This window comes from Yinghuangia soli, from assembly GCF_021502675.1.
Lineage (GTDB): Bacteria > Actinomycetota > Actinomycetes > Streptomycetales > Streptomycetaceae > Yinghuangia > Yinghuangia soli.
Map to the genome: position 1 here is coordinate 131,808 of NZ_JAKFHA010000010.1, position 11,061 is coordinate 142,868.

Sequence of the window (11,061 nt, forward strand, 5' to 3'; positions counted from 1 at the left end):
GGGGGTACCGAAAGCAGCGGAAGTGCCCGAAGCCCCCAAGGCTTCGGGCCCGCCGCCGCGCGAGGCGCGCACCGCGCTGTCCGCGCTCGCCTGGAACTCGTCGGCGGCGCTGGCCGGCGCCCTGCTCCAGCTCTGCTACACCGCGTTCACCGCGCGCGTGGTCCGGCCCGAGGGGTTCGGCGCGTTCGCGGCGGCCAGTGCCGCGCTCACGGTCCTGGGCTACGTGGCGGGCGCCGGGCTCTCGACCTACCTGCTGCGCGCCGAGGAGCTGACCCGGCGGACGGTGCGCACCGCCTACCGCGTCGCGTTCGGCGCCGGCGTGCTGTGCTGCGTGGCCGCGCAGTTCGCCGCGGCACCGGCAGCCGTGCTCTGGGGGCTGCCGGACATCGACCCGATCGTCCGGCTGTTCGGCCTGTTCTTCCTGACGCAGCCGGCTTCCCTGGTCGCCACCGCCGCGCTGCGGCGGCTCGACCACGCCCGGTTCGCCTCGCTCGCCGAGGCCTGGGCGCAATTCGCCGGGATGGCCTGCGGGGCCGCACTCCTGGCCGCCGGATGGAGCCCGTACGGCCTGGTCGCGGCCCAGGTGATCGCCCCCACGCTCGTCCTGGCGGCGGCCTCCGCGCGGCTGCGGACCTGTCCGCTTCCGGACGGCGAGCCGGTCCGGGCCGCTGCGATGCTGGGCGTCTCCGGTGCGTTCGCCGGCTACGGCGTGATCCAGGCGCTGGTCGCCGACGTCGCCCTGTGGGCGGTGACCCGGCATCTCGGATCCGCGGTCGGCGGGCAGTTCTCCCGGGCGGTGCTCATTGTCGGGATCCCCTCCTCTCTCCTCGCGCAGAGCCTGCGCCGCGCGTTTCTGCCGTCGATGGCCCGGGTCAACGGCCAAGGCGATTCGCTGGGCGGCATGCTGCCCGGGATCCTCGGGATGTCGTCCGCCCTTGCCTGCGTGTGCTTCGGGGCGCTGGCCGGGGTCGGGCCGCCGGTCGCGGCCCTGTTGCTCGGACCGGGCTGGGGAACCGTGGGACTGCTCGTGCCCGTACTCGCCGCGGGCGCCCCGCTGGTGCTGCTGTGCGCGGTGGGCTACGCGGTCGACGAGACGCGCAAGAAGATGCTGTTCCTGCTGTACACGCAACTCCTGGTGCTGGCCGTGATGGCGGCGTGCACCGCGGCCGCCGTCACGCAGGTCCGGCACCTTGCGGTGTTCGCCCTCGGCGGTTCGCTGGCCGCCGGGGCGGGACACGCACTGCAGATCGCCCGCTGGCGCCGCGACGGCTTGATCCGGCCGGCCGCCCTGGTCCGGCCCTATGCGGTCCACGCCCTCATCGGTGCCGCCCTGGCAATGAGCGGATGGCTCGGCGTCCGTGCCGCGGACGGCAGTCCGGTGGCCGGCCTGGCCGGCGGGCTGCTCGGCATGTCCGTGGTGGCCGCGGCGTGCTGGGTGCTGCGCCGCCGCCTGCCGCTCTATTCGGCGGCGGTCGCCAACGGGCTTCTGCGGGGCTGATCGACCAGCGCACGGTACAACTCCTCGGTGCGCCGCACCCACGCCTCCTCGGTGAACCGCTCGGCGAACACCGCCCGGCAGTGGCCGACCAGCGCGGGAAAGCGCCGGGCCGCCTCGTCGAGCACCGGCAGCAGCGGCTCGTCCCACCCCACCACGGTCCCGGTGCCCGCGGCGCGGACCGACTCGGCCACCGAGGAGCCTTCGAACGCCAGCACCGGCAGCCCGGCCGCCAGCGCCTCGACATAGACCAGGGGAGCGCCCTCGAAGCAGCGGCTGGGGAACACCAGCCCGCGCCGCCCGGGCAGCCCGGCGCGCAGCTCGGCCCGGCTCAGCGCGCCCAGGAAGCGCACCTGCGCCGGCGCGGCCGCCCGTGCCGCATCCCGGAGTTCGCCGTCGCCGACGACGTCCAGCGGTACGGACTCCGGCCACCGGGCCAGGAGTTCCAGGATGCCCTTCTCCGCGGTCAGGCGGCCCGCGAAGAGCCATGCACCGCCGCGGGCGGGCTCCCGGGGCGCAGCGGGGGCGTCCGCGAAGTTCGGGATCAGCACCGTGCGTTCCGCCGGGATGCCGGCCCGGGCGTACATCCGGCGGCCGAGCTCGGACAGCACGACGAGCCGGTCGGCCCGGCTCAGCAGCGGATCGGCCGGCGCGCCCTTGCGGTTCGCCCACGCCAGCGGTGCGGACGCGACGCGCGAATCGCGGTAGCACCCGTTCCGCAGCCCGGCCCAGCGGTCCCCGTCCAGGCAGGACGTGCACACCGAGCCGGCCCGGTACAGCGTCGAACCCGCGCAGATCGGCCGGAAGTTGTGCACGGTGGCGACCAGCGGGCCGGGCCACGCGCGCACCCAGCCGCGCGTCAGATTGGGGAAGAGGTTGTGCACGTGCACGACGTCCGGCCGGAACGACCGCAGCCGGGCGAGCGGGGTCCGGCCCAGCCCGGTGGCCACGGTCGCGGCCGCCCGCAGCGGATGCAGGCGCGACGCGCGCGCCTCGTCGTCGGTGTGCACCGCGACGAGTTCGACCTCGTGCCCGGCCCGGCGCAGCGCCGCGACCTGATCGCGGACCGCCTCGTTCTCCCCGCTGGGCCGGGCCGCCGAGTAGAAGCTGTGCACCACGGCGATGCGCAGCGGCGTCACCTTTCCTCCGGCGCGCGCATGCGCGGCGGTCGCCGCGCGATGCGGGCCAGGTAGGAGGGGTTGTTGCGCAAGTAGCGCCAGGCCAGCCGCCGCGGCTCGGTGGCCATGCGGTACGACCACTCCAGCCCGCGTCGGGACATCCATGCGGGGGCACGCGAGGTCCGGCCGGTGTGCACGTCGAACGCCGCGCCGACACCGAACAGCACCGCGGCGTCCAGGGCCGCGCGGTGCTCGGCCATCCACCGCTCCTGCTTCGGCGTGGACAGGCCGACCCACACCAGGTCCGCGCCGCTGCCGTTGATGCGGGCCACGATCGACCCGGCCTCGCGCGGCGTGAGCGGCCGGAACGGCGGCGAGTAGGACCCCGCGACCTGCAAGCCGGGGAACCGTGCCTGCAGGCGCTCGGCCAGCAGCTCCGGTACGCCCTCGGCACCGCCGTAGAAGTACGACCGCCAGCCGCGTTCGGCGGCGCGGGCCAGGACGTCCAGCATCAGGTCCGGCCCGGCCACCTGCCGCATGTGGCGTGCGCCCGCGCGGTGCCCGGCCCACACCATCGGCATGCCATCCGGCACCGTGAGCCCGGACTTGTTGTGCACGCGCAGGAGTTGGGGGTCGCGTTGGGCCTCCATGACGCCGTGCACGCCGGTCACGCAGACGTAGTGGCGCTCGCCTTCGTCGACCCATCGCGTGATCTCGCGGAGCGCGTCGGCCGGGTCGACCGCGCTGACGCCGACGCCGAGCACGTCCACGCGCGCGATGGGGCTCACCGGCGCGGACCAGTGCCGTCGAGGGCCGCCTTCACCTGCGCGTGGATCCAGCGGTAGGTCGGCTCCAGACCCTGCAGCAGGCTGGTGGACGGCGCCCATTCCAGCTCCTTGACCACCCGGGTGTTGTCGCTGTTGCGGCCCCGCACGCCGAGCGCCCCGGGCACATGCCGCCGACCGAGGCGCACACCGGCGATCTGCTCGACCGCGGCGTACAGTTCGTTGATCGTCACCGACTGGTCGGAGCCGATGTTGAGCGGTTCCACGGCGCCGCTGCGGGTGAGCCGCAGCGTGCCCGCGACGCAGTCGTCGATGTAGGTGAAGCTGCGCACCTGCTCGCCGTCGCCCCAGATCTCGATCGCGTCGCCGCCGGTGAGCGCCGCGATGGCGACCTTGCGGCAGGCGGCCGCGGGGGCCTTTTCCCGGCCGCCGTCCCAAGTACCGTGCGGACCATAGATGTTGTGGTAGCGCGCGGTGCGTGTGGCCAGCCCGTAGTCCTCGCGGAAGTGCCGGGCCATGCGCTCGCTGAACAGCTTCTCCCAGCCGTAGCCGTCCTCCGGCATCGCGGGGTACGCGTCCTCCTCGCGCAGTGGCAGGACCGCGGCTTCGGTCTGCTTGTCCGCGGCGTACACGCAGGCGGACGACGCGTAGAAGTAGCGGCCCACACCGGCATCGCGCGAGGCCATGAGCATGTGTGTGCTGGACAGTACCGACAGCATGCACGCGGCCTTGTTGTTCTCGATGAACCCCATGCCGCCCATGTCGGCGGCGAGGTGGTAGACCTCGCCCACGCCGCCATGGACGGTCTCCTCGCAGGCATCGAGGACCGAGACGTCGCGCACGAGGTTCTGCGCGCCGGCGTGCTGCTGGTACCACTCCGTGAGCGGCTTGCGGTCCACCGCGCGAACGGACTTGCCCTCGGCCAGCAGGGCCCGGGTCAAGTGTCCGCCGATGAACCCTCCCGCTCCGGTGACCACGGCGTCTACATACGGCATAAGTGGCTCCCCGGGTACGAAACGGGATAAATATGCGCAGACAATAGGTTGCGCACCCGCCGCACTCCGCAACTGCGACACGCACCTCCGCCGACAGCCACCCGATCAGCCCATGCGAAACGCCCGCTTGCCGCAGGGGGACCGCGGCAGCGCTGCGTACGGGGTGGTCAGGCGTGGGCGCCGCTCTTGGCGTCGACGGCATGCAGGACGCCGTTGTGGGCGACCGCGTAGACCAGGCGTCCGTCCGTCACCGGGCGCGTGTAGACCGCGCCGATCTCGGCGGACCAGCCGGGTTCGCCGGTGACCGCCTCGAACGCGTGCAGCGCCTTGTCGTCGCCGACCAGGAGGCTGCCGCCGACGATGATCGGACAGGACAGGAACGCCGTCTCGGTGGCCTTGAGCGGCCTCTGCCACTGGGGTTCGGCGTCCTTGGCCTTCAGCGCCAGGATTTCCCGCTTGCCGACCGCATAGACGAGGCCGGCGGCGGCGTACGGCCAGGACAGGAGGCGGCCGGTGACGGCGATGTGGCCGATGCTCGACGCCCACAGCTGCTTGCCGTCGCCCGCCTTGAGCGCCTCCAGGTTCTGCTCCTGGTCGAGCGCATACACCTGCCCGTCCGACACGGCGGGAGCGAACACGTAGGGGAACGGGCTCCGGGCGGACTTCCAGCGCAGCTTTCCGGTCGCGGCATCAAGGGCGTGGATGCGGAAGTCCGCGCTGGTGATGTAGACGGTGCCATCGGCCACGGTCGGGGTCGAGTAGACCGCGCCGCCGGTCGCGGCGCTCCAGCGTTTGACGCCGGTCACGGCGTCCAGGGCGTAGACGCTCTTGTCCTCGCTCCCGACGTAGACGAGGCCGTCCGCCACGACCGGGTCGCGGGGCATCTGGATCGTCGGCGCCGTCCACCTGTTGCTGCCGTCGGCGGCATTGAGCGCCATGAGACCGGTGCGCTCGCTCGCGACGTAGACCAGGCCGGCGGCGGCGGCAGGTGCGCCGAGTTCGCTGCCGAACGGCTTGCTCCACTTTTTCGTGCCCGTGGCGGCATCGACCGCGAAGAGCTCCGAGCCGACCGTCACGTAGACCAGGCCGTCGGAGAGCGCCGGGGAGTTCACGGACGGCTCGCCCACGGTGAGCTTCCACGGTGTTGCTGCCGGGGGTGCCCCGGGCGTTGCCGGTGCGGACGGTGATGCCTGGGACGATCCGGCGGGCGAGGACTTCGCGTTCCCCGCGGGCGTCTCGCCGCTGCCGCTGCCCCTGGTCGCGAGGACGGCCGCGGCCGCGCCGCCCGCGGCAGCCGCGGCGGTGATCCCCAGCCAGAGCGCTGTGCGGCGGGTCACCGGCTTGCGGGGCTCGGGGGACGCCAGGGGCTCGGGGCCCTCGCCGTGCGCCCCGGCCGGTGCCGCCGCGGCCGCGGACCGGCGGTCCGAACTGTCCGATCCGCCGACGTCGTTCGTGGCGTCCGTCCGCTCGGCAGGCGGCGGCACCGGGCGGGGCGTGTTGCCGCTGCGCGGGATCCGCGGGGCCGTCGCGGTCGCTTCCATCTGCGCCCAGACGGTCCCGGAGGACGACGGCGAAGACGACGGGTCCGGCGGCACCGCGGCCCACGGGCCCGAAGAGGCGGCCGGCGCAACGTGCGTCGCCAGCCCGTGCAGCATCCGGGCCACGTCGGCCGCGGAATCGGGCCGGTCCTCCGGTGCCTTCGCGAGCAGGTGCAGGACGAGGTCGTCGATCGCGGCGGGGATGCCCGGCCGCGACGCACCGGGCGGTGTGGGCGCCTGGTACAGGTGCGCGGTCATCGCCGCCACCGGCCCCGAAGCCGAGTCGAACGGCTGGCTGCCGGTGAGGAATTCGTGCAGCACGCAGCCGAGCGAGTACAGGTCGGACCGGCCGTCGCCGGGCCGCAGGTCGAAACGTTCCGGCGCCATGTAGGCGAACGTGCCCATGATCTGGCTGGACGTCTCGGTGCCCGCCATGAACCGGGCGATCCCGAAGTCGAGCACCTTGATCGTGCCGTCCCGCAGGCACATCAGGTTCGCGGGCTTGAGGTCGCGGTGCACGATGCCCGCCTCGTGCGCGGCCGCGAGCGCCGCGGCAGTCTGCGCGGCCCAGTCGAGCGCGACCGGCACCGGCGGCGGCCCGGCGCTCTTGAGCAGCGTGGCCAGGTCCCGGCCGTCCACGAACTCCATGACCAGGAACATGGCGTCGCTGTCGGGGTCCTGCCCGAGATCGTGCACGGTCACCACGCCGGGGTGGTTGAGCCCGCCCGCAGTACGGGCCTCGCGGAAGAAGAGATCGGACGCGAACCGGTCCTGGTGGCCGGTGGGCAGCAGCTTGACCGCGACGCGCCGCCCGATCAGCCGGTCCCGGCCCTCCCAGACCTCGCCCATACCGCCGCGGCCGAGGAGCCCGACCAGCTCGTATCTGTCCACCAGCACACGTGACACCTACGCCCCCTGTTCAGGTCGGCGATCACGTTCTCACATCCGCAGGCGGATCCCGGGACCGGCCGGGCGGTTTTCTCCGCCGCGGCTGCCGCGCCGGTCGGCGTCAGGGGGCGGGTCGGAAGCGTGCGAGGAGTTCGCCGCCGTCGACGCGCGTCTCGAAGACCGGCTGGGGGGCGGTGGCCGGCCCGCGCACGACCGCGCCGTCCGCGAGGCGGAAGGTGCTGCCGTGCCACGGGCAGGTGACGCAGCCGTCGTCCGCGGCCCCTTCCCACAGCGGCCCGGACAGGTGCGCGCAGCGTCCGGCCAGCACATCCGCACCGCCGCTGCGGCGGACCACCACCAGAGCGGTCTCGCCGATGAGGTGCTCGACCGGTTTGCCCTCGGGCAGGTCGGCGAGCCGCCCCAAGGAGTGCCACCGGTCGTCCAAGGCCGCGCGGAGGGAGGCGGTGCGGTCGGCGCCGGTGGCCTGCCGGTACGCCAGGTGTCCGCCCAAAAAGCCGCCCGCACCCACCGCGGCGAGGCCGGCGAGTGCCAGGAGCCGCCCGCGGACGGGCCGCCGGCGCAGCCGGGCGAGCAGCGAGGCCGTGTACAGGCCCAGGCCGATGCTGTTGCACACCATGTGGGCCACGCCGACGCGCTGCTGTTCCTTCCCGGTGGCCGCGAGATCGACAGCCCCTGCCGCCGCGGCCGGCACCGCGGCGCCCAGGCCGACCGCGATCAGCGCGGCCGACGCGGGTCCGGTACGCGGCACGAAGTCCAGCACCGACGCGGAAGCCCATGTCCCGACCGGCACCTGGACCAGCACCGGGTGCAGCGGGTGCCCGAGCGGAACCCCGTGCAGGGTGTCCCGCACCCGGCCCTCCGGCACCCGCCCGGACAGCGCCTGCAGCAGAGCCGCAGGCCGGTCGAGGCTCCGGGTGCGTTCCAGACGTGTGGTGATCGCCGTGATGCCCATGTCCAGGCGCTGCCCGCAAGAGCGGCCGGCATGCGGCCCGCCCTGCACCCCGGGCGCGCATCCGGTCCGTCAGTCCCGGACGGCCCGAGCGCGGATGTGGACGGCCGCTATCGCCGATGCGGCGAGGACCAGCAGGACGGACGCGGCTCGGAAGGCGGTGGTCCACCGCGGATCGCCCGCGGCCGGGAGGCCCGCGCCGAGGGTCTGGTGGAAGACCAGGCCGGTCACCGCGATGCCCAGGGCGCCGGCCACTTCCTGGACGGTGCCGAGGACGGCGGCCGCCGTACCGGAAAGCCGGGTGCGCACGCCTACCAGGGCTGCGGCGGTGAGCGGGGCCATGAGCAGGCCCATGCCCGCGCCGGTGACCGCGAGCCCGGCGATCAGCCCGAGCGGTACGGACGTCCCGGTCGCGGGCGCGGCCCACCCCGTGGCCGCCAGGCCGGCGGCGAGGACGGCCGCGCCGATCAGCGGGAGCCGGCTGCCGAGCCGCCCGGTGAGCCGGCCGGTGTGCATCGAGGTGGCGAAGAACCCGGCGTTGAGTGCCGTGCATATCGCTCCCGCGGCGAGCGGCGACAGCCCGGCGCCGTCCTGCAGGCCGACCGCGAGCACCGACGTCAGTCCCGCGGAGGCCCCGAACAGCAAGGCGATGCACAGCAGTCCGGCCGCGAACCCGCGCTCGCGGAACACCGCGGGGTCGACGAGCAGCCCGCGTCCGGCGGCCGTCCGGCGCCGCTGCTGCGCGGCGAAGGCGGCGAACAGCGGTACGGCCGAGGCCAGTACCGGCCACGTCCACCAGGACGTCCCGGCCTCGGGAGCGGCGGCCAGCGGCAGGACGACGGCGATCAGCCCGGCCGCGGCCAGCGCGGCGCCGAGCAGGTCGAGGCCGTTCCGGTCCGGTACGGAGCGCTCCCCGCGCGGCAGCACCGCAGGGGCGAACAGGAGCGCGGCGGCGCCCAGCGGGATGTTGACCAGGAAGCAGGTACGCCAGCCCAGCCCGGCCGGGTCGACCGCGACCAGCAGGCCGCCCACGACCTGGCCGCCGGTCCCGGCCAGCCCGACCGTCGCGCCGTACCAGGCGAATGCCCGGGCCCGGTCCGCACCGGGGAACAACGTGCCGAGCAGCGCAAGCACCTGAGGCCCCATCAGGGCGGCGGCGAGGCCCTGGACGATGCGCGCGCCGACGAGGAACTCCGCGTCGGGGGCGAGCCCGCAGGCCGCCGAGGCCGCGGTGAACAGCGCCAGTCCCGCCGCGAACACCCGGCGCGGGCCGTACAGGTCGCCGAGCCGGCCCGCGGTGATCAGGCCTGCGGCGTACGCCATTCCGTAGCCGATCAGGACCGTCTGCATCGCGGTGGCCCCGGCGTCCAGGTCGCGCCGCGCCGCGGGGCCCGCGGCATTGACGATGAAGAAGTCCAGCGTCGTCATGAACACCGCGACGAGCAGGACCGGCAGCGCGGCCCAGCGGCTGCGCGGCCGCGCCGGGGGGTCGGCGAGGTGCGTGCGCACCGGCCGTTCGGGCGCGAGCAACGACATGAACGGACCTCCGAGGCAAGCCGGGAATGAGGAAGAAGGAAGAAGGAAGCGGGAAGGCAGAAGCGGAAATCCGAAGGGCAGCGAAAGGGGCGAAGCGAAAGGGGGTGGCCCCGGCTGTTGCCGAGGGCCACCCCCTCCAGGGGCCGGGTGCGGTGTGCCGCCTCCGGTCCGGGCCGGTTCCGGCTCAGTGCATGACCGAGACCTTCGGCGCGGAGCCCGCGGTGTCGCCGGAGCCCTCCCCGCCTTCCGCGACCTCGGCGTTCGCGGACTTGCCGCGGACCAGCAGCAGGAGCAGCGCGGTGGCCAGGCCCACGGCGGCGAAGACCGCGGTGGCCAGGAAGCCGGCCTGGAAGCCGTCCGTGAGGCCCTCCGGCGTGGTGCCGGTGGTCTGCGCCAGGGCGACCGACGAGGCGATGGCGATGCCGAGCGCGGCACCGATCTGGAAGACCGCGTTGTTGATGCCCGAGACGAGGCCGGACTCCTCCGGCTTGGCGCCGGTGAGCGAGGCGATCGACGCCGCGACGTTGGTGCTGCCGATGCCGGTGCCGAAGATGACCAGGCCGAAGAACAGGTCGCTCCAGTAGCCGCCGTTCGCATCGATCTGCGTGAGCAGCAGCAGGCCGCCGGTGAGCAGCGACATGCCGACGATGGCGATCGGCTTGTAGCCGATCCTGGCGACCAGCCGGGCGCTGATGTTGGCGCCGACGATCGACATGAGGGCGTAGATCGCGGTGCTCAGGCCGAACTTGACCGCGCTGTACCCGAGGACCTGCTGGGCGTACAGCGACGTGATGAGCGCGCCGCCGTACACCGCCATTGCCACGATGAGCATCAGGATGTTGCCGCCCACGAGGGTCGGCGACTTGAAGACGCGCAGCGGGACGAGCGGGGCCTTGGAGCGGTTCTCGATCGCCGCGAAGACCGCGAGCAGGACCGCGGAGGCGGCCAGCAGGCCGAGCGTGCGGCCGGATGTCCAGCCGGCCTCCGGGGCGTCCACGACGGCGTACACCAGCGCCGCGATCGCCGCGGTGATGGTGATCGCCCCGGCCGGGTCGAAGTTCTTGCGGCCCGGTGCGACCGGGGTCTCACGCAGCACCTTCGGGCCGAGCAGCAGCACGGCGGCGACCACCGGCACGTTGATGTAGAAGATCCACTCCCAGCCCAGGCCGTCGGTGATCGGACCGCCGATGAGCAGCGCGGCGGTGGCGCCGAACGCGCCGATGCCGGTCCAGATGCCGAGTGCCTTGTTGCGCTCCGGGCCCTCGGCGAAGGTGTGCATGAGGACGGCCATCGCGGTCGGCGTCATGATCGCCGCCGCGGCGCCCTGCAGGATGCGCGCCCCGATCAGCATCTCGGAGTTCACCGCGAGGCCGCACAGGACCGACGCGATGCCGAACAGCGCGGTGCCGACCATGAACATGCGCCGGCCGCCGAGCAGGTCGGCCGTGCGGCCGCCGAACATCAGCAGGCCGCCGAAGCTGAGCAGGTACGCGCTCATCACCCACTGCACGTCGCCCGCCGCGAAGCCGAGGTCGGACTCCATCGCGGGCAGCGCCAGCATGACGATCTGCGAGTCGACGATGACCATGAAGAACGACATGACCAGCAGCGTCAGCGCCTTCCATCTGCGGGCATCGGGCGGTCCGGCGGGGGAGTGGGGCCGTGCGGTGCCGGCCGGTCGGGCCGGCGGTCCGGCGGCCGGGCGGGCGGCGTCGGTGTTCCTCATCCTGGTCTCC

At 73.9% G+C, this 11,061-nt stretch carries 8 protein-coding genes; 1 reads left to right on the forward strand and 7 read right to left on the reverse strand.

The genetic code is table 11. The annotated features are described in order from the left end of the window. The first annotated feature begins 22 nt into the window (after positions 1-22). Positions 23-1,498: an oligosaccharide flippase family protein gene (locus LZ495_RS18930; protein WP_235053500.1), complete on the forward strand. Its 1,476-nt coding sequence runs from the start codon at positions 23-25 to the stop codon at positions 1,496-1,498. On the opposite strand, the gene LZ495_RS18935 is transcribed toward LZ495_RS18930, so the two are convergent. The 7 genes from LZ495_RS18935 to LZ495_RS18965 form a co-directional block, all read right to left on the reverse strand. After that, positions 1,459-2,634 carry a glycosyltransferase family 4 protein gene (locus LZ495_RS18935; protein ID WP_235053501.1) on the reverse strand — a complete coding sequence of 392 codons (1,176 nt, stop codon included), beginning with the start codon at positions 2,632-2,634 and terminating at the stop codon, positions 1,459-1,461. The two genes, LZ495_RS18930 and LZ495_RS18935, sit on opposite strands and share 40 nt — an antisense overlap. Then, positions 2,631-3,401, reverse strand: coding sequence for a WecB/TagA/CpsF family glycosyltransferase (locus tag LZ495_RS18940; protein WP_235053502.1), 771 nt, complete (start codon positions 3,399-3,401; stop codon positions 2,631-2,633). The genes LZ495_RS18935 and LZ495_RS18940 overlap by 4 nt, the downstream gene beginning before the upstream one ends. Beyond that, a complete protein-coding gene (locus LZ495_RS18945) occupies positions 3,398-4,393 on the reverse strand; it encodes an NAD-dependent epimerase/dehydratase family protein (RefSeq protein ID WP_235053503.1) in 996 nt (331 codons plus the stop codon). Before LZ495_RS18945 ends, LZ495_RS18940 begins: the two co-directional genes overlap by 4 nt. Positions 4,394-4,560: 167 nt before the next feature. Beyond that, positions 4,561-6,828 (reverse strand): serine/threonine-protein kinase, encoded by a 2,268-nt coding sequence (locus tag LZ495_RS18950; protein WP_235053504.1) that lies wholly within the window; start codon positions 6,826-6,828, stop codon positions 4,561-4,563. Between the two features lie 112 nt (positions 6,829-6,940). Further along, positions 6,941-7,792 (reverse strand): Rieske (2Fe-2S) protein, encoded by an 852-nt coding sequence (locus LZ495_RS18955; protein WP_235053506.1) that lies wholly within the window; start codon positions 7,790-7,792, stop codon positions 6,941-6,943. Positions 7,793-7,861: 69 nt separating this feature from the next. Beyond that, positions 7,862-9,325, reverse strand: a complete 1,464-nt coding sequence (locus LZ495_RS18960) for an MFS transporter (protein WP_235053507.1) — start codon at positions 9,323-9,325, stop codon at positions 7,862-7,864. 184 nt (positions 9,326-9,509) lie between these two features. Further along, positions 9,510-11,051, reverse strand: a complete 1,542-nt coding sequence (locus LZ495_RS18965) for an MFS transporter (RefSeq protein WP_235053508.1) — start codon at positions 11,049-11,051, stop codon at positions 9,510-9,512. Positions 11,052-11,061: the final 10 nt, after the last annotated feature.

What these genes read in the sequence shown, in the direction of transcription:
- LZ495_RS18945 (WP_235053503.1), bottom strand. Translation starts at nt 4,393, where the DNA reads ATGCCGTATGTAGACGCCGTGGTCACCGGAGCGGGAGGGTTCATCGGC.
- LZ495_RS18955 (WP_235053506.1), bottom strand. Translation starts at nt 7,792, where the DNA reads ATGGGCATCACGGCGATCACCACACGTCTGGAACGCACCCGGAGCCTC.
- LZ495_RS18960 (WP_235053507.1), bottom strand. Translation starts at nt 9,325, where the DNA reads ATGTCGTTGCTCGCGCCCGAACGGCCGGTGCGCACGCACCTCGCCGAC.
- LZ495_RS18965 (WP_235053508.1), bottom strand. Translation starts at nt 11,051, where the DNA reads ATGAGGAACACCGACGCCGCCCGCCCGGCCGCCGGACCGCCGGCCCGA.